16 protein-coding genes and 1 pseudogene are annotated in these 20,023 nt (G+C 30.3%); 9 read left to right on the top strand and 8 right to left on the bottom strand.

Annotated elements, in window-relative coordinates:
- Positions 1-150: 150 nt before the first annotated feature.
- From HMPREF3125_RS01715 to HMPREF3125_RS01705, 3 genes and pseudogenes are all read left to right on the top strand, one after another.
- On the top strand, positions 151-1,083 hold the full coding sequence (locus HMPREF3125_RS01715; RefSeq protein WP_070451539.1) for a 2-dehydropantoate 2-reductase: 933 nt from the start codon (positions 151-153) through the stop codon (positions 1,081-1,083).
- Positions 1,084-1,254: 171 nt separating this feature from the next.
- Positions 1,255-1,728: a DUF1440 domain-containing protein gene (locus HMPREF3125_RS01710; RefSeq protein WP_070451537.1), complete on the top strand. Its 474-nt coding sequence runs from the start codon at positions 1,255-1,257 to the stop codon at positions 1,726-1,728.
- 39 nt (positions 1,729-1,767) lie between these two features.
- Positions 1,768-2,617 (top strand): annotated as a pseudogene (locus HMPREF3125_RS01705) (NAD-dependent epimerase/dehydratase family protein).
- 75 nt (positions 2,618-2,692) lie between these two features.
- Here HMPREF3125_RS01705 and yidC read toward each other — a convergent pair.
- Positions 2,693-3,505 (bottom strand): membrane protein insertase YidC, encoded by an 813-nt coding sequence (gene yidC, locus HMPREF3125_RS01700; RefSeq protein WP_070451535.1) that lies wholly within the window; start codon positions 3,503-3,505, stop codon positions 2,693-2,695.
- 151 nt (positions 3,506-3,656) lie between these two features.
- Positions 3,657-5,156 carry a serine hydrolase domain-containing protein gene (locus tag HMPREF3125_RS01695; RefSeq protein WP_070451533.1) on the bottom strand — a complete coding sequence of 500 codons (1,500 nt, stop codon included), beginning with the start codon at positions 5,154-5,156 and terminating at the stop codon, positions 3,657-3,659.
- Between the two features lie 254 nt (positions 5,157-5,410).
- On the opposite strand from HMPREF3125_RS01695, the gene HMPREF3125_RS01690 reads away from it, so the two are divergent.
- Positions 5,411-7,240, top strand: a complete 1,830-nt coding sequence (locus HMPREF3125_RS01690) for an APC family permease (protein WP_070451531.1) — start codon at positions 5,411-5,413, stop codon at positions 7,238-7,240.
- A gap of 62 nt (positions 7,241-7,302) precedes the next feature.
- Here the strand turns inward: HMPREF3125_RS01690 and HMPREF3125_RS01685 are convergent, their stop codons facing one another.
- Both HMPREF3125_RS01685 and HMPREF3125_RS01680 read right to left on the bottom strand, forming a co-directional pair.
- Entirely contained in the window at positions 7,303-9,330 is a 2,028-nt protein-coding gene (locus HMPREF3125_RS01685) for a cation:proton antiporter (RefSeq protein ID WP_070451530.1), read from the bottom strand.
- Between the two features lie 131 nt (positions 9,331-9,461).
- Complete coding sequence (locus HMPREF3125_RS01680) at positions 9,462-10,865, bottom strand: amino acid permease (protein WP_070451528.1); 1,404 nt, start codon at positions 10,863-10,865, stop codon at positions 9,462-9,464.
- 349 nt (positions 10,866-11,214) lie between these two features.
- Here HMPREF3125_RS01680 and HMPREF3125_RS01675 point away from each other — a divergent pair, with 349 nt between their 5' ends.
- Positions 11,215-12,024: a metallophosphoesterase gene (locus HMPREF3125_RS01675; protein ID WP_070451573.1), complete on the top strand. Its 810-nt coding sequence runs from the start codon at positions 11,215-11,217 to the stop codon at positions 12,022-12,024.
- A 54-nt stretch (positions 12,025-12,078) separates the two neighbouring features.
- On the opposite strand, the gene HMPREF3125_RS01670 is transcribed toward HMPREF3125_RS01675, so the two are convergent.
- On the bottom strand, positions 12,079-12,696 hold the full coding sequence (locus tag HMPREF3125_RS01670) for a C39 family peptidase (RefSeq protein ID WP_070451526.1): 618 nt from the start codon (positions 12,694-12,696) through the stop codon (positions 12,079-12,081).
- Positions 12,697-12,996: 300 nt separating this feature from the next.
- On the opposite strand from HMPREF3125_RS01670, the gene HMPREF3125_RS01665 reads away from it, so the two are divergent.
- A complete protein-coding gene (locus tag HMPREF3125_RS01665; RefSeq protein ID WP_256278044.1) occupies positions 12,997-13,338 on the top strand; it encodes a GyrI-like domain-containing protein in 342 nt (113 codons plus the stop codon).
- Between the two features lie 71 nt (positions 13,339-13,409).
- Here the strand turns inward: HMPREF3125_RS01665 and HMPREF3125_RS01660 are convergent, their stop codons facing one another.
- The 3 genes from HMPREF3125_RS01660 to HMPREF3125_RS01650 form a co-directional block, all read right to left on the bottom strand.
- Positions 13,410-14,615: a putative multidrug effflux MFS transporter TcaB gene (locus tag HMPREF3125_RS01660; RefSeq protein WP_070451524.1), complete on the bottom strand. Its 1,206-nt coding sequence runs from the start codon at positions 14,613-14,615 to the stop codon at positions 13,410-13,412.
- Between the two features lie 228 nt (positions 14,616-14,843).
- On the bottom strand, positions 14,844-15,527 hold the full coding sequence (locus HMPREF3125_RS01655) for a hypothetical protein (RefSeq protein ID WP_070451522.1): 684 nt from the start codon (positions 15,525-15,527) through the stop codon (positions 14,844-14,846).
- A 34-nt stretch (positions 15,528-15,561) separates the two neighbouring features.
- Positions 15,562-16,710 carry a glycerate kinase gene (locus HMPREF3125_RS01650; protein ID WP_070451520.1) on the bottom strand — a complete coding sequence of 383 codons (1,149 nt, stop codon included), beginning with the start codon at positions 16,708-16,710 and terminating at the stop codon, positions 15,562-15,564.
- A 190-nt stretch (positions 16,711-16,900) separates the two neighbouring features.
- Between HMPREF3125_RS01650 and HMPREF3125_RS01645 the strand changes: the two genes are divergently transcribed.
- The 3 genes from HMPREF3125_RS01645 (at position 16,901) to HMPREF3125_RS01635 (ending at position 19,955) form a co-directional block, all read left to right on the top strand.
- Positions 16,901-18,412 (top strand): hypothetical protein, encoded by a 1,512-nt coding sequence (locus tag HMPREF3125_RS01645; RefSeq protein WP_070451518.1) that lies wholly within the window; start codon positions 16,901-16,903, stop codon positions 18,410-18,412.
- A 2-nt stretch (positions 18,413-18,414) separates the two neighbouring features.
- Positions 18,415-18,795 carry a GtrA family protein gene (locus tag HMPREF3125_RS01640; protein ID WP_017637712.1) on the top strand — a complete coding sequence of 127 codons (381 nt, stop codon included), beginning with the start codon at positions 18,415-18,417 and terminating at the stop codon, positions 18,793-18,795.
- 266 nt (positions 18,796-19,061) lie between these two features.
- A complete protein-coding gene (locus HMPREF3125_RS01635) occupies positions 19,062-19,955 on the top strand; it encodes a cation diffusion facilitator family transporter (RefSeq protein ID WP_017637713.1) in 894 nt (297 codons plus the stop codon).
- The last annotated feature ends 68 nt before the right edge of the window (positions 19,956-20,023 follow it).

The following is a 20,023-nucleotide window of genomic DNA, read 5'->3' as shown; positions in this document are numbered from 1 at the left end:
ATTATTAAGGTCGAGACAATAAAAGCATGTCTCGATCTTTATTTATACTCATTAATGTTAGAAAATTATGAAGATTATACTATTTACGTTGACGTTATACCAATTAAATAGTATTTTAAATTTAACTTTATCATGGAATGAGGGATTTGAATGAAGATTGCTATTGCAGGTTCAGGTGCTTTAGGATGTGGATTTGGTGCTAAACTATTTCAACAAGGTTTTGATGTGACATTAATTGATAGTTGGATGACTCATGTTAAAGCGATTCAAACCAATGGCTTGCATATTGATATAAATGGAGAACGTTGTCATTTAGACATACCAATGTATAGTCATGAAGACATACCTAATAATGATGTTTATGATATAGTATTTTTATTTCCAAAATCTATGCAATTAAAAGATGTCCTAGATTATATCAAACCACATTTAAGTGAAACGTCCATTGTTGTTTGTACAATGAATGGTTTGAAACATGAACGTTTAATTGAACAATATATTGAAACGTCGCAAATTGTAAGAGGTGTAACGACTTGGACAGCAGGAATAGAAAGTCCAGGTTGTACCCACTTGTTAGGAAGTGGCCCAGTTGAAGTAGGTGGACTTGTGCCAGAAGGGATGGATAACGCTCAAACCGTTGTTGAAATATTAAATCAAGCTGGTTTAAATGGTGTGTTAAGTGAAGATTTGCATCAGTCTATTTGGAAGAAAATTTGTGTCAATGGAACAGCGAATGCATTATGTACTATTTTAGAATGTAATATGGGTACATTAAATGAAAGTAACGATGCGAAAAATCTTATTTATAAAATTACCCAGGAAATTGTTCATGTGGCAACTATTGATAATGTCCATTTAAATCTAGATGAAATATTCGAATATCTACTCGATATCAATGACAAAGTTGGTCCTCATTACCCATCCATGTATCAAGATTTAATTAATAATCATCGCAAAACAGAAATAGATTATATTAATGGTGCTGTAGCTAAATTAGGTGTTGAGAACGGGATTGATGCACCAGTAAATCAATTTGTTGCTAATCTTATTCATGCTAAAGAAAATAAATTAGACGCACAATAGACGAAGTATATATTAAGCTTATAAGCGAATAGAAATTTCTGCTTATAAGCTTATTTTTTAGGATTTGAATCAATAGTAAATATATCAATTATTGAAATAATTAATGATGAATGACTTAAAATAACATGATAGGGTAAATAAAATAAAATGTTGAATTAAGGAGATGCATATATGAATATTTCATATAAAAATGTGTTAATAACTGGTATTGTTGGTGGTTTCTTAGGTGGAGCTGTCAAAATGGGCTGGGAAGCATTAATGCCACCTAGAACACCAGAACGTGATGAAGAACCGCCACCAATGACATTGTTGAATCAACTTGGCTTACCCGAAAATATTAAAAATGCCACTTATCACTACAATGGAAATGACATACCTTTAACAATTATGGGTGTGCATTATGGCTTCTCTATTGTAAATGCAATGAGCTACGCATTAGTTGCTGAGAAGTGTCCACAAGTGAAAGCTTTAAATGGTTCTATTTTTGGAATAATAGTTAATATAGCATTCCATGAATACTTACTACCTAAATTATCATTAACACCAAAAGTAGAAGATTTACCTAAAGAAGAAAGATTATCAGAATTACTTGGGCATATTATTTGGATGAATACGATAGATTTTGTACACTCATCTAACAAGTAAAAATATCCCCCAATAGACAAATAAAGAAAAGGTGAGATTATGAATAAAATTTTTGTAACTGGAGCGACAGGTTTAATCGGAACAAGATTAACTAAAAGATTAATCGAAGAAGGACATGATGTAGCTGGGTTTACTACATCTGAAAATGGTAACAAAAATTAGAATCATCTAATGTAAAAGCATATATTGGAGATATTCTAAAATACGATACAATTGATAGTGCTATTGCAGATTTCCGTCCAGAAATCATTATCAATCAAATAACAGATTTAAAAAATGTTGATATGTCTGCCAATACTAAAGTACGTGTTGAAGGATCAAAAAATTTAATCGATGCTGCTCAAAAATATGATGTGAAAAAAGTCATTGCACAAAGTATAGGTTTCGTATATGAAGCAGGTGAAGGTCTTGCCACTGAAGAAACACCATTAGATTTAGATTCCACAGGTGATCGAAAAGTTACTGTTGATGGTGTTGTTGGTCTTGAAGAAGAAACATCTCGCATGGACGAATATGTCGTATTAAGATTTGGTTGGTTATACGGACCAGGTACTTGGTATGGAAAAGACGGTATGATTTATAATCAATTTATCGATGCAAAGTAACATTATCAGATGGCGTTACTTCATTTGTTCATCTTGATGATGCAGTTGAAACATCAATTCAAGCGTTAAACTTTGATAATGGTATTTATAACGTTGCCGATGATGAACCAGTTAAAGGTTCTGACTTTGCGGAATGGTATAAACAACAATTAAATGTTGATCCTGAAATTGATATTCAACCTGCACAACCATTTGAACGTGGTATCACAAATGATAAATTCAAAGCCCAAGGTGGTAAATTAATTTATTCAACTTGGAAAGATGGTATGAATCCTATCAAATAGTCATTTAAAATAAGCGACTTAACGTTACCTTTTATATAGGTGACATTAAGTCGCTTTTATTTTTTGATTAGTTATTTAATGACTATCATTTTTAGTGTTTAATGACTTTCTAAGTTGTTCAGCTTCTAATTGTCCTACTTTTGAATAATGACGATGTGCAAAATGCATTTGAATAATTAAAAATGCAGCACTTATAGACCAATATAGGCCTAAAGCAGATGCAGATGTTAAAGATGCATATGTAATAAATATAGGAAATAACACCATCATGACATAATAGGTTTTGCGTTCTTTTTTAGGATAATGAATTGAATTCACTAATGGCTGAATAAAATACATTAAAGCAGCAATCAAAGTCATTACAATATTAGGTTCTGTTAAATTAAACCATAAAAAATGAGGATATTTAGTAATACCATCACTACTTGGATATTTCAAACTCATATATAGTCCCATTAATATAGGAATTTGTATCACGATTGGTAAACAACCAACAACATTTTTAAATGGATTAATGCCATATTGTTTATACTTTTTCATTAATAATTGATTAGCTGCATTACGCTCTTCTTGAGAAGATGCATTTTTAATTTTTTCTCTAATTTTATCTATTTGTGGTTGAACTACTTTTGTTTTTTCTCGCATGATATGCATATTTTTAACTTGAATAAGCATAAATGGTAATAGAATAAAACGTACAATGAGTACTATTGTTATGATAGCTAATCCATAGTTGTCGTTAAATAATCTACCTAATAAATGCAATAATTTATCCATAGGTTGGACGAATGTATTATAAAAAACACCAGTACGATTGTCAGATTTTGAATAATCACAACCTGTTAAAAATAAAACTACAACTAATAATATTGATATACGTTTGGCCATAACTGACTTCCTCTTTATAAAATATAGCTTTCGTGTAAAGATATGAGCTTTTTGAAATAACATAAATATTTTATGTTTAATATAACAGAAATAAGAAGGCATTTTATCAAATTATTCGTAACTGTTAACTATTTGAACGTAAGTGTGTCACTTAGTTATAGGAATTTTTACTTAAGATAATAATAATAAGTAAAATAGTTATTGAGATAACACAACTGTAAAAGCTAAATAGTGCATATTTAGCGTGGGAAGGTAACCAAGTCATCACAAATGACCAACTATTATTTCCTAATACAAAATAAGGAATTAAATAAATAGCTACACTGATTAATACGAATACCAACATTAATGCTATAAAGGCATAGAGAGAAGCTTTACTTCTTTGAACTTTATATAAGCCATTTTTGATAGCAAATAAACGTTTAAAAATAAAATATAAGCTAATTAAAATAACTACTGCCGATAAAATAGTAATAACAATATTTATGTCGTACGCTTGTTCTATCTTAGTTTCAATAGTCGTATAATGTTTATGGTTCATGACTTGTGCATTTAAGTGATCTGCTAGTTGTGAGACTTTGGTAGATTTCAAATTTGCTAAAATCACGATACCGTACGACTTCTTAGGATTGAGTAATATAATTGAGGAATAGTTATCTAGTGTCCCAATATGATATACATAATTATTATTTGAATTGGTAAACCAACCTGCAGCATAACCATTTGCATTATCTTCACCTATTGATTCATTGATAGTTTGATGTGATTGATTAACAATACGTTTTGTTTTGTTAGAAGGTGATAATTGCATTTTAACCCAATGTTCTAAATCTCTAGTGTTAGACATTAAATAAGCTGAAGGTGTATCCCCAATATTGAACGATGGAGCACTTTGTTTAATAACGCCACTGGCTTGTTCATAGCCAACTGTTTCATTTTTATGCTTTGTGTTTGTCGTTTTAAATGATGTTTGTTTCATATGAAGCGGCTTTAAAATATTCTCTTTAATATAGTTTTGATAAGATTCCTTAGAAACATTTTGTATAACTAACCCTAATACATCGTAATTCATATTTGAATATTCAAATGTATCTCCTGGTTTATGATTTAATTCTTTTCCTTTAATACTGTTAACTAAATTGTTGATTGAATCACCATATTGCTCGGTTTGATCCTCGCTAGTAATATTCGAAGGAATGCCGCTCTTTTGCCCCAGAAGTTGCTTGATAGTGATATCATATTTTTTATCATTATATGTCATATAGAATCCAGGTATATACTTGGATACCTTATCGTTGAGATGAAGCTTTCCTTTATGTGCTAAATCTAATATGGCATACCCTGTAAAAGCTTTTGTATTGGAAGCAATTTCATATTTAGTTGTTGGTTTTGCTTTTATTTTCTTTTCAACGTTTGCATAGCCAAATCCTTTATTTAAAAAGACTTTATTATCTTTGACTATTAAAATTGAAACACCTGGAATATCTCCAGCTTTCATGTCTGAGTGTACAATTGTATCAATAAAGTTTTGCGACGATTTCGTTAGTAATGTTTCACTTTTATTATAAGCTAAAAAATGTTTCGTAATAATAACGATGATAAGTATGACTATCGTAAATATGAGAGTGATAATAAATGGCCTTTTTTTCATAGTTAGAGTTCCCTTTTTAAATTATATTGCATAAAGTTTTATTAAGTGTAATTTATTATAGCAGGTTTAGAAATATTTTAGCGAGTTAAAGTACTTGCAATAAAAATGATAAATCATTAAAATACACATCAATAAAAAGTGTAATACAACAATTAAATGGTATATAAACCTTAAAAATCTTAAGGAAGAATCTATACAATTGATTACGATGGGAGTATAGTTTATCCATCAACATACAAAGAGGTATTGGAGTTATGTTTAATCAATTTAAAAAACTTTTAATTGGGCGTCCCAAAAAGAATAGGGACTTAAAAAATGAAAAGATTACTAAATTCAAAGCACTAGCGATATTATCATCAGATGCCTTATCTTCTGTTGCATACGGGCCTGAGCAAATACTAATTACGTTATCGGTCGTTGGAGCAGTCGCTTCATGGTATACATTACCGATTGCTGCTGGCGTATTGATTTTATTAGCAGCACTTATATTATCGTATAGACAAATTATATATGCATACCCTAAAGGTGGCGGCGCATATATGGTGTCTAAAACCAATTTAGGCGAGAAGTGGGGACTCCTTGCTGGAGGGTCGTTACTGGTTGACTATATTTTAACCGTAGCTGTAAGTATTTCTTCTGGAGCCGATGCATTTTTAGCTGCATTTCCAGGTTTATATCATCATAAGGTATTAATAGCTTGTCTACTAGTTTTATTTATTTTGATATTGAATTTAAGAGGGTTAACTGAATCAGCGACTTTATTATCTTACCCAGTTTATCTATTTATCATAGGATTAGTTGTGTTAATAGTGATAGGAACATGGCGTGTTGCTAATGGTGATATACAACCACATATGCAATCATCAATTGGAACATCAGTACATGGCGTAACACTCTTTTTACTATTAAAAGCATTTTCTTCAGGGGCTTCTTCTTTAACAGGGGTAGAGGCTATTTCAAATGCTGTTACAAATTTTAAAGATCCAGCTGCTAAAAACGCTGTCAAAACATTAGTAACAATGGGAAGTATTTTAGCATTCCTTTTAGTTGGTATCGTAGGATTAGCTTATGTTTATGGTGTTATGCCACAAACTGAAACGACAGTACTTTCACAATTAGCGTCACAAATTTTTGGTGATAATGGGGCCTTTTATTTTGTACAAGCAACAACTGTAATGATTTTAGTATTGGCTGCTAATACAGGTTTTACTGCATTTCCAATGTTAGCTGCGTCTATGTCAAAAGACAAGTATATGCCTAGAATGTTTACAGTTAGAGGCGACCGATTAGGTTATTCTAACTCAATTTTAGTATTAGGAATTTTTGCCATTATATTAATTATTCTATTCAAAGGTAAAACTGAAAATCTAATTCCATTGTATGCAGTAGGTGTATTTATTCCATTTACACTGGCACAATTTGGTATGGTATTAAAATGGTTTAGAGAGAGACCAAAAGGTTGGCAAGCGAAACTAGCAGTCAATACACTAGGTGGAACAATTACATTTGTTGTATTTATGATATTTTTAATTACTAAATTTACACATGTTTGGCCAATATTATTGTTCTTACCATTCTTTGTATCAATCTTTGTAAGAATTAAAATGCATTATCGTAATGTCGCTGAACAATTGCGGTCAGATAAAGATGTATACGATGTACCAGTTGTAGATCGAAGTTTAGCCATTGTGCCTATTATGAGTATTACGACTGTAGTAGACAAATCTATTTATTACGCTCAAATGTTAGCTAATAATGATGTGATTGCAGTGCATGTATCATTTGGTGATGAGGATGAAAAAGCATTTCAAGAAAAATGGAAACAACACTATCCAGATGTACGACTTATTATATTACATTCGGAATACAGAAGTATAATACGACCGATTTCTAGATTTATCGATAAAATTCACCGTAAAGCAGAAAATCAAAACTATTTAATTACGGTTGTTGTACCAGAATTTATACCTAAGAAACCATGGCATCATCTATTACACAACCAAACAAGCTTACGTTTAAAAATGCATTTGATTTATCAGAAAAACGTTATCCTCTGTACAATTCCATTTAAACTTAAAAAATAATTAAAAAACCACAATGACTGATATTCAGATAAGTGAATAAACAGTCATTGTGGTTTTTTTATTTATGATTCTTCAGCAATAATAATTTCATTGTAGTTAATATTTTCTCTTAGTTGTTTAGCTATTTCTGATATGACTTTTTGTTGTTTAATTAATTCATCTAAAAATTTTCTTTCAGTATAAATTGCGTGTAAACGTAAAGATAATTGTGTTTCTGAAGAAAAATTAGTTATTGCATTATTATTTCTACTTTGAGTGGTACTTTGTCTTTTACGTAATGTACGTATCAAATTATAATATTGGTTCACAACAAGTGATGTTTCAAGCACATTTGAACTGTTTTGTTCTTTGTGTAATCTATGTGTTATTTGATGATTCACCACACGCATAATTTTTTGTACGCTTTTTAATTCATTTTTATATGATTTCAACATCTCAGTACGTCTTTCTTCAATTTGATCTCTTGAAGGTTTGTGTCTTTCATTATTTTGTGCAACTGATATTTTCTCTTGATGAGTTGTGTTAACTTTATCTTTATTTTTATTTTGCACTTCTGATGAAAGGCTATGTGCAGCGTGTTTTCTATAATTCTTTCTGGCTTTGAATCTTAAATAAATCATGTTAAAGAAACGTGAGAATTTTGTGATAAACGATGCTTCTTTATAGGATTTACTCAACTCCACAATATTTCTGTAATTAGATAATTCTTGAGATGTAATTTTCCCTTTATTAATAAGACGTTCTAAGGTTGCTGTTTCTTCTTCTTCTGCTATTTTAGTTAATCTATGAAGTTCTTTAGTATCTTTACTTTCTGATTTTGTTATGAGAGGTAAGACGACTTGAGCTAGTATAAGGCTAATTAAAACCATTAATGATGCGATAAATAATAAATCATTTCTATACGCAAAATTTTGATGATGACTCATCATTGTAGGTAAGGTTAAAGCCATTGATACAGAAATCGTCCCATGAATGCCACACATAGTCATGATAAATGAATAAAGTATTCGATTTGGTGGCTTTTCTTCTCCTAATTCCTCATCTTCAATATAACGTTGTATATTTTTAGGATAATAAAAATCTTTATACCATAAGAAGACCCATATAAAACGGAAACTATAAATAGCTAATGAAATAAGCAAGATAATACCGATTAAAAATTTAAGATTATCAGGTTCAACTTTGATAATTTCTATAACCACTTCAGGTACTATAAATCCTAAAACGACAAATACAAAGCCGTTTAATGCATAGCTTAGCGTATTCCAAATTTGAGAGTAGTTAATTTGTAATTCTGTTTGAGCACGAAGTAATCTATCACGTTCTAAACCGTGTACTAAGCCGGCAAACACAACCGCAATGATACCAGATGCATGTAATTCTTCGGCAATAAAATATATAACAAATGGTGTAAGTAACTGAATAAAAGTGAGAGTATTATTATCTTTAAACCCTTTATTTGCAGTTAAAAAGACACGTAACTGCACTACTAATATACCAAGAATGACACCAACTAATATTCCTATAACAGTTGATACTATAAATTGTTCAATTGCACTGACTGCTGAGAACATACCAGTAACAAGGGCAGTAACAGCAATTTTAAAAGAAATGATACCAGCAGCATCGTTAAGTAAAGATTCTCCTTCTAAAATAGATATTGATCCCTTAGGTAAAATCTTCCCTTTAGTTATAGCAGATACGGCTACAGCATCAGTTGGACAAAGTATTGCTGCAATTGCAAATGCGGCTGGCATTGGTAACTCGGGCCAAATCCAATGTATAAAATAACCGACACCGATAACTGTTGTGAATACTAATGCCATTGCCATCAATATGATAGGTGTTCTATATTCCATTAATTTTGATCTTTTGATATGAGTACCTTCTACAAATAATAATGGTGCAATGACAGCCATCATAAACACTTCAGAATCAAAGTCAAAATGAATAGGAATAGGCAAGGTGAAAATGGCTACACCTAGTGCAATCTGAATAAACGCTGTGGGAATTTTAGGAAAACGATTATTAATTATTGCACTTAATATAACAGCAAATATAAATATTAAAAATGCTTCAAGTAATTCCATCTTAATCTCCTTATATCAATAATAAGTATTATTTTAACATGAAATAGACCATTTAAAATTTGTAAATTTCAAAGTTATAAAAAAATAGAGTTAGCAAAATAAACTTTGCTAACTCTTTATCATTGTTAAGATTATAGGTTTTCAGTATGTTCTTTATCAGCTAATTTTTGCTTCTCAGCTAATTCTTTAGCATTATTTTTGTACTTTTTATAATAAAAGTATAAGAAGATAAACCAGAATGGTGAAATAAAAATAGCCGCTCTAGTATCATCACTAAAGAATAATAATATAAATACGAATGCAAAGAATGCTAATACGACATAGGCAGTTGCTTGTCCACCGAACAATTTAAATTTATTATTTTTATGTTCTTGAGGATTCTTTTTAACGTAAATAATATAAGAAACAATAATCATTGCCCATACTACTAAGAATAATACTGTTGATAGTGTAGTGACATATATAAATAATTGAATGGCATCTGGAAAGATGAAGTTAAGTAATGCTGCAACTAATAAAGTAAATGATGATACAAACATAGATAAATATGGAACACCATTTGAATTTGTTTTACTTAGCACTTTCGGTCCTAAGCCTTGTTTAGATAAACCAAATAGAATACGGCTATTTGAATAAATACCACTATTCGTTGCAGAAGCTGCTGCAGTTAAAACTACAAAGTTAACAATACCGGCAGCAAACGGGATACCAATCAATGTAAATAACTTCACGAATGGACTGCTATCTGGATCAATACCATTCCATGGAATGACAGACATAATGACAAGTAGACCGCCAATATAGAATAGTAAAATTCGAATAGGTACATTATTGATAGCTTTTGGAATCGTTTTTTGAGGATCTTTAGTTTCCCCAGCTGTAACCCCAATCAACTCAATACCAATAAATGAATAGACAGCAATTTGGAATGACATTAAGAACCCAAATATACCATGCGGGAACATACCACCATGTTTAACTAGGTTAGTAAAAGACGCATGCCCGTAGTGTGTCTTGAAAGAAAAGAAGATTAATACTAAACCTACAATTACCATGGCTACAATAGTTACAACTTTGATAATAGAGAACCAAAATTCTAGTTCACCAAATAATCTAGCACCTAATAAATTAAATGAAATCAAGATTAAAACAATGAATAACACGGTTAACCAATGGGGTACTTGTGGATACCAAAATGCAAAATATTGCCCCATTGCTGTTAAGTCAGACATACTTGAAACGATCCAACAAATCCAGTAGGTCCAACCAATGACGAAACCACCAAAAGGACCTATATATTCATTAGCTATATCTACAAAAGAATTAAAGTGTGTACCACTTAATAATAATTCCCCTAAAGCACGCATAAATGCAAAAAGTATCATTCCAATAATCATATATGTGAATAATAGTGAAGGTCCGGTCAATGCAATGGTTTGTCCAGAACCTAAGAATAGTCCAGTACCAATTGCTCCCCCAATTGCAATTAATTGGATATGTCTATTATTCAACTCTCTATGTAGTTGTCTTGCCATAATTTTCCTCCTCAGGAAAGCAAAATAAACAATTTATGAGAGCGTTTTCTTAAAATTAATACTATAGAACTATTTGGAATAAAGCAATTAATTTTTAAAATATAAGTAAATACATTTATTAAGCTTTGTATGATAATTATTACTTATATTTTTTGAAAAATCACATTATTCTGTAAATCAGGGGTAGTACCATTAGTTATTAATTACGGAAAACATAACTATTATAATGATAAGTCGATCATTTTTGAAATGATTTGTGAAATTAAGTTCCAAACATTGTTATTTTAAATATAAACAGGGATGTGTAATAATGAATAGCAATGAAAAATATATGAAGAAGGAATCTAAAATGAAAATAGGGGCTATTTCTGATTTACATATTGATCGAAACCCAAGACTAAATTCACAATATTATTTTGAAACATTAGTAGATGTAATAATGAAGAGAGAAATCGAATTGCTTATTATTGCAGGTGATATTTCAAATGATTATCGTCAATCTATCCAATTTATTAAAGATTTGAAAAATAAACTTGAAATACCTGTGTTATTTGTACCAGGTAATCATGATTTATGGTCGGATAGTATAGACAAAAGTTCTAAAGAGATTTTTGAAATATTTAAACAACAAGAAGATTGTTTAATCGAGCGCCCTTATATGATTAATGAAAATTGGGCAATTGTTGGTCACATAGGATGGTACGATTATTCCTTTGCCGATACAAAATTTTCAAAGGAAAAATTACAAAAGGGAAAACATTATGGTGCAACATGGCAAGATAAAATAAGAATAGATTGTAATCTAGATGATAGAGAGCGTTCATTACAAGCTGCTAATCAAGTTGAAAAGGATATAGCAGCAACAGGTCATCGACAAGTTATTTTAGTTACCCATATCGTTACACATCCAGCCTTTGTCGTTCCAACGCCTCATCGCATTTTTGATTTCTTTAATGCATATATTGGAACAAGTGATTTTAACCATATTTATCAACAAAATAATATTCAGTACAGTATCATGGGGCATGTTCACTTTAGAAAAAATTTAATTGAAAACAACATAAATTATATTTGTCCTTGTTTAGGTTATCCGCGTCAATGGCGTACAGATGATATTTCTCAGGAAATAAATCATACATTGGTTGACTTTATCATTTAAAAAAACGTCAATCTATTTATATGAAAATATGATGACGGTATGAATTAAGGAGATTTAGTTGTTAGGTTTAATATATAGACACATACGACCTGGCGCATTAAAACTTCGTTCCATTTTTGATTTTTTGATTTTAATGATTTGTTTACTATTTGGAATAATAGCAGGGAATACAATTCCTTTACTGATATGACTCCAAAGTGGATCGATGTAGTAATAATTTTCTTTATCATAGCCAATAAGAAGTGTGACATGAATATTTGATACAAGTCGAATTTTATAACCATCAAATTTAAAACTACGACGCATTGGCTTAGCGCCTAAACTCGTATGGTACATGACTACTGGTTGTCGTTGGTCAATAATTTTTTCCAATTCAGCTAAACTTGCACCTGTACCGTTAATGACATTTGAATTATATTTTTGTAAAAATGGGACAAAAGCCTCTGGAAAAATGGTTTGATGGTAGCCAAATTTAACTAGCAAATGATTGCCTACATAACCTTTATAAGGATTATTAGGGTGTGTTGGCCAATTTTTCATTATGTCAGTTACTTTAATAGGCTGTTGATTATATTGAAACATCATTGAAGCTGATACGCCTTCACATCCCATGACCATAGGGATAGGAAACAATTGGCTAATGGGTTTAACAGGTAGAATTGTTTTGTTCATAGGTAATCTCCTTAAGCTGTTATACGTTTATATAGTATTCAATATTATATACTGAGTCTTTATATTTTGGATAATTATTTGTTTGGAAATATTCGTTTTAATGTTATTTCAGAATCAGAAAGGTTATAAATAGTAGAAAGCAGAATTTTTTAAGGGGAGTCAAAAATGAATTATCAAATAAAAAGTATGGAAGCTATTAATCTTATTGGTGTAAAACGCCAATTTAAGAGTGGGGGACATGCACAAAGTAATATCCCAGACTTTTGGTAAGATGTGACAACAATAGGTTTAGATCGCAGATTGTCAGAGAAAAGTGATGAATCATTTGAAGGCTTAGTTGGTCTATGTATACCACAGCAAGATGGAAAAATGAATTATATGATTGGTGTTCCTAGTGACAAAACACCTAATGATGGATTAGAAACGTACCAGTTGGAGGATAATGACTATCTTGTTGTTAATGCAGTAGGTAAAGTTCCTTATTCTATTAGACATGCGATGCGTCACATTCATAATGAGTTATTGCCTAAGGAACATATTCAATTAAAACAGGAGCCATTTTTCGAATTGTATCCTAATGGTGATACTCAAGACGATAACTATGTAACTGAACTTTGGTTACCAATAGAGCAAAATAAATAATAAAAAAACGCAAGTGATTGGCATAGAACAGATATTAAATCTGACTAACGCCTTACATTTGCGTTTTTAGTTTAAGAACGGTATTTTGTTGGATTGAGTTTGAAATAAATGAATTGTAATAACACTAACAAGATTGCTGTGATTGAAATAATAACTAAATATGGTGTCGGATCAAATTCGCCATTTAGTCCAACTAAAGGAGAAATAACACCACCAAGAATAAATTGGAATAATCCTAATAAACTTGAGGCATTACCGCTACCTCCAGTTCTTTCTTCCATAGCTAATGCAAAACCTAAAGGTCCAATAGACGTTACAGGGCTTATATTTAAGAAAAATGCTATGATAAGTAACCAAATAGGTAAGTGCATAGATAATGTAATAATAATCAATATTACACCTATAATTTGAATGACAGTTAAGTAAATAAGTAAAGTATATCGGCTTAATTTTTCTACTAATAATGCTACGACTTGACTTACTAAAATTAACCCTATACCGTTAACGGCTAAAATAATACTAAATTGTTGAGGGGTTAAATTATAAACTTTTTGTGCAATAAATGGTGATGCAGATGCATAACTAAATAACATGACATAAGTTAAACCTTGTAACAACATTGGAATAACAAAAGATGGTTTTTTTAATAATGCACCAAAGTCTTTAAATATTCGTGAATAGTTTGATGTAGTCTGTTCGGCTTTATTTGATGGTGGCATCTTCATAAATACACCAATAATGACGATAAGTGTAATAATAGTTAAGATGATAAAGATACTTCTCCAAGTAGATATCGTTAAAGCAAAACCGCCAAGTAGTGGTGCTATAATTGTAATAATTCCGTTAACTACCATAAGTGAAGTTAACATTTTAGCCATCTCGTCACCACTAAATTTATCTCCAACTGAAGCTTTAGCTATAACTATAGAACCGCCTGCCATTAATCCTTGAATTAATCTTAAGAATAAAAAGAAATATAGATTAGTTGTAAAAACAGCAATTAAAGATGCAAGTAAATATATAACTAAAATGGTTAATGCGACTTTCTTGCGACCAAAAGCATCGGATAACGGGCCAAAGAAGAATTGGCCAAGTGCTAAGCCGATCATCGCAAACGATGTAGTTAATTGAATTTCTGAAGTTGTTGAGCCAAAGTCATGTTGAACGTTTGGCAATGATGGTGAATACATATCAATAGATAAGGGACCAAAAGTCGTCATCACCCCAAAAATGATAATTAATATGAATGGAAAGTGCTTGGCACTTGAATTTTGCATAAGCGTTCTCCTTTTTAAGAATTTATAGAACAAATTATATATGTTTTACACATATTTGTATGTAGTTATTTCATTTTTTATGGCATCAATATTATGTATAAAGGGTAAATTTTGCTTTTAATGCTTACAGTCAATATAAAACTAATAACTAACAGGCTTGTATATACCTATAAAAATTAGGAAATACAAGCCTGTTTATGTTGATTTTAAATTATTACTACATTATATTTATTGACCGTTTGAGCTAGAGCCATTAATTAATTCTTCAATTTTAGATTTAATGCTATCAAATTTAGTATTAATATCTTGTAACATACTGTTTACTTTACTTTGATTTTCGTTATTTTGTTGGGCTGTGTTAGCATTTTTCAGTTTATCAATTTGATCTTGATAAAATTTAGTCAGTTTAGAATCTGCGTTTGTTTCTTCTTTTTGTTTTAAATTATTGATGTCTTGTTGTAATTGGTTAATTTGTGATTGGCTATCTTTATTTTGTTTAATGTCATTTTTAGCTGAGTCAACTTTATTATTAATATCATCATTTTGACTTTCGACTTCTTTTTTATAGTTTTGTGATACGTCAGGATCATTACTAACTTTATCATTATTATGATTTAATACGGCTCTGGTTACGAAGATAGCTACAATAATTAATAGGATAACGATAATGGCTATTAACCATTTTTTAGATTTACGTGTTTTTTGGTTTTCTTCCTGTAGCTCTTGTTCTCTTCTATAGTCTCTACCGTTATAATAGCGTTCAGGATTTTGTTCACATTCGTTTTCATTATATTCACGTCGATCATTATATTGACTTTGGTTTCTATAATCTCGTTCTTCACTTTGTCTGCGATGATTTTGATATTGATCATCATATCGATAAGAATCTTTATACTTATCAGTTCTTTTCATACTGTCCACCTCATTTTTTAATGGCAATTCTAGTTTATTGATTAAATGGCAAATTTAACACTAGTGTACGGGCTATATTGTGAGCTGTTTTAGTTAAAAGTTCATACCCGTTATCTAAAGCATTTTTAAGGTCACTAGGTTGATTCATAATACTAAAGACACTATCAATACCATAATCATAAACAGCTTCGTAGTTTTCTCCTAAACTTCCACCAATGGCTATAACTGGAATATTGGTTTGTTTAGACGCTTGAGCAACACCAATAGGCGTTTTACCTAATATTGTTTGATTATCAATTTTTCCTTCACCAGTTACTACAAGATCGGCATATTCAACTCTAGATGTAAAACGTGTTTCTTCTAAGACAACATCAATGCCTTTAGTTAAATCTACATCAAGGAAAGTCAATAATGCAGTTCCCATACCACCAGCTGCACCTGCACCAGGTACATCCTTGACATCTTTTTTTAGTTGTAATTTTATCTTATCATGATAATGACTTAATGCGGTATCCAACTTTGGTATCATCTTTGCAGTTGCGCCTTTTTGAGGACCATAAATAGCAGTAGCACCATTGTCACCTAGTAAAGGGTTAGTGACGTCACAAGCTACTTTAATTTCAATGTCTTTAAGTTTTGGATTTAACTGTGAAATATCTATATTGTCTATATCAAGTAAATGAATGCCTCCTGGTGCAATACTATTATGATTTGAATCTAAAAATTTTACGCCTAATGCTTGTAACATGCCGACACCACCATCATTTGTAGCACTACCGCCAATACCAAGTATAATTTTTTTAGCGCCTTGTTCTAAAGCATGATTGATAAGTTGTCCAGTACCATAAGAACTAGTTGTCATGGGATTTTTCTCATTCGTAGATAATAAATCTAACCCTGAAGCAGCTGCCATTTCAATGATCGCAGTTTGGTTGTGTTGTGCATATGCGTATCGTGCAATTATATCTCTGAGAAGGGGATCTTTGACATCAATTTCAATGTTACTTGCATTTAATGCTTCCATTAAAACTGCAGTAGTACCTTCTCCACCATCAGCCATGGGAATCAAATCATAAACAGTTGAAGATGGTAATACTTTTGAAAAGCCTTGATGTATAGCTTCAGCTGCCTGTCTTGCAGACATACTTTCCTTAAAAGAATCTGGTGCGATGACTATTTTCATGAATCAACACTTCCTCATCGTTTTATTTATCTTTATTTTATAAGAGGTTAGATTAAAACAAAAGACAAAACATAAGTATTTATATTTGAGATAACTTTACTGTTATAGGAATATCTATATGAAATTTTTATTATATAATAGTATAATAAAATATCTCAGTAATTATTAGGAGTAGGGAGAACAACAAGAAATGTACAATATGACTAAGTTTAGAATAAATGAATTATACGTTGGATGTATTTTCATTTTTCTATTTTATTTATTAATCAGTATATTAACGCCTCTGTCAGCAGATGATTTTAAATGGGCTGTTGTAAATAAAGCATCCAACTATAGAGAAATGATTGAATATATGGATGGAAGGTATTTATGTCATTTATTAGAACTGACAGCTATGAAGATTAATATTTTACGATACATATTATATGCGATTATTTCATTTGGACTTGTTTATTTACTAGCTCTAATGCAGCAACAGCAACACTTCAAATTTTATATAGTAGTATCGTTTATTTTATTATTAATGATGCCAAGAGTGATTTACAGAGAAACATACGGTGACTTTGACGGGTTTTTTAGATATGTGCCAAGCACTTTAATCTCCATATTTATATTATTTATTGTCGTATTAACGATATATAAAATAGAATTGCTATCGATAAAATGGATAGCATTATTCTTGATTTGTACATTGCTAGGGCAATTTTTTGTAGAAAATATAACCCTTTACAATATATTGATATTGCTTATTGGTAATATTGTATTTATGATAAGACATCGTGATTTTAATTATTATTTGATTATAGGTTTTATGTTAAGTTTAATTGGTGCCATGTTAATGTTTATCAATCCTATTTACATCAGCATTTATCGAGGAGGAGATAGTTATTTTCGATTCTCAGATAAAATAGGGTTAAAACATAAAATAGGGTATACATTGTTAAAAGAAATACCGGAATATATATTTACCGATCAATTTTTTATAGTAAGTATGATTGGATTTATCACAATTGGTTTTCTTATTAAAAATCAGTTGTTTGTTCTTACAAAATTATATTGGAAGATACTACTAATATTAAGTATAGCGATATTGCCTTTTTATAAACTTTTTGTTTATGATTTTCTTCAATTTAATCTATTAAAAGGCTCATTAATGGTTGCGTTGATAAACACATTCGTATGTGGTTGGTTTTATATAGCGTTAGTAATTTCAGTTCGTTTTATTTTTAAAGAACAATTTATAAGGAATTTAGGTTATTATACAGTTGGATCGATACCACTGGTAACATTGCCGTTATTATTAGTTTCCCCAATAGGGGCAGGTAATTTTTATACTATTTATGTATTGTGGTGTTTGTACTTATTATTATTAATTTCTCAATATAAAATACAATGTCAGTCAATATGGATTGGTTTAAAAGGATTTTCTTTAGCGTTGGTATTTATTTTTATTGTTACAATGAGTGTGATATATTTTAATAATATTCAACGCATTGATGTGATAAATAAGCAACTTGATACACATCGATACAAACATGTTGTCGTGTTAGAGAGGTTACCATTTGAAAATATCTTAAATAAGGCAACGCCATTTTCTAATATGCAACAAAAATCATTTAAAATGTATTACGATATACCTCAGAATGTTAAGCTGAAAATAGTACCTTATGGTTCAAGCTTGGCGAAACTTGAAGGAGATTAAGTATGAAATTAACTCAAACGCATATTGAGATTATTAAATTTATAATAGTCGGTGGCTTGAACACATTAAATTATTACATCGTTTATTTACTATTATTAAAATTACTAGATGTGAATTATTTAATTAGTCATATTACTGGATTTTTAGTTAGTTTCATCATATCTTACTATTTAAATTGTTATTTTGTGTATAAAGTGAAACCAACATTACGTAAATTTATAAGTTTTCCACTGACACAAATTGTGAATATGGGAATGCAAACGTTACTATTATATGTTTTTGTACAGTGGTTTCATTTTCCGTCAGAAATTGCACCGTTTGCAGGTTTAATCATTACGATACCTATAACATTCATCTTATCTAAATGGATATTAAAAGATTAATCCTAAAAATGTAATACATAATTTGAAAGTCTATAAATGAGTTAGCTCATTTATAGGCTTTTTTTACTTTGTTATTTTTAAGCATAGCTAAGTTAATTTTACAGAGCATTTTAGCATTTATTCTATAAAAAGCGGTAATTTTTTAGGTAAGTCTAAAAAATAATTAGCTTAATTATATAAAAAATATAGAAATTAAAAAACGTTGTAAAAATATTTTTTATGATTCATACTATGATTACTAAAGGAATTCAAGGTGGTCAAAGGTCATGTCTCAAAATGAAAATTTAAAGATTGCACAACGAGGTGCATATTTAAGTTTAGTCGTTTATATCATATTATCTATAGCAAAATATGTTACAGGATTTGTTTTTAATTCAGCTGCCGTGAGAGCCGATGCATTAAATAATATGACAGATATAGTTGTCTCTATTGCTGTGATTATTGGATTGAAAATATCAATTAAACCAGCTGATAGAAACCATCCATATGGCCATTTAAAATCAGAAAATATATCTACATTGTTGGTTTCATTTATAATCATGTTTGTAGGTATACAAGTTGTTATTGAGAATGCGCCAAGACTTCTAACACAAGATAAAAATGTACCGAGTCCAATTACTATTTTAGTAAGTATTATAAGTGGTTTAATCATGCTAGGTGTATTTTTAGTGAATCAAAAATTAGCAAAGAAAACTAAAAGTAGTTCACTAAAATCAGCCGCTAAAGATAATTTATCTGACAGTTTAGTTAGTATAGGTACAGCAATTGGTTTGGTTTTCACTCAGATTGGATTTCCTATCGTGGATATTATTTTAGCAACCTTACTAGGTTTGCTTATCATTTATACAGGATTTGGAATTTTTAGAGAGTCTATTTTTACATTGAGTGATGGATTTAATGAAAAAGATTTGGAAGAATACAGAAATGATATATTAGAAGTGGACGATGTGTTAGATGTTAGAAGTATTAAGGGACGTTATCATGGAAGTAGTATTTTCTTAGACGTTACGATAGTGGTAGAACCCAATTTATCCATTAGCCAAGCACATTTAATTTGCGATAAAGTTGAAGATCATCTACATGAAAAGGGGATTTCTTCTGTATATGTGCATCCTGAACCTAATATGAATGATAATTTAAGTAATGAAATACATAATTAAGTATAGAAATTTAAGCAAAATAAGCGCCAAGCAGAAATCAACGTTGATTTCTGTTTGGCGCTTGTTGT

Origin of the sequence: Staphylococcus sp. HMSC13A10, from assembly GCF_001808005.1 — a bacterium.
Lineage (GTDB): Bacteria > Bacillota > Bacilli > Staphylococcales > Staphylococcaceae > Staphylococcus > Staphylococcus pasteuri.
The sequence above is the reverse complement of the archived record's forward strand: the minus strand, read 5'-3'. Positions and strand labels throughout refer to the sequence as shown.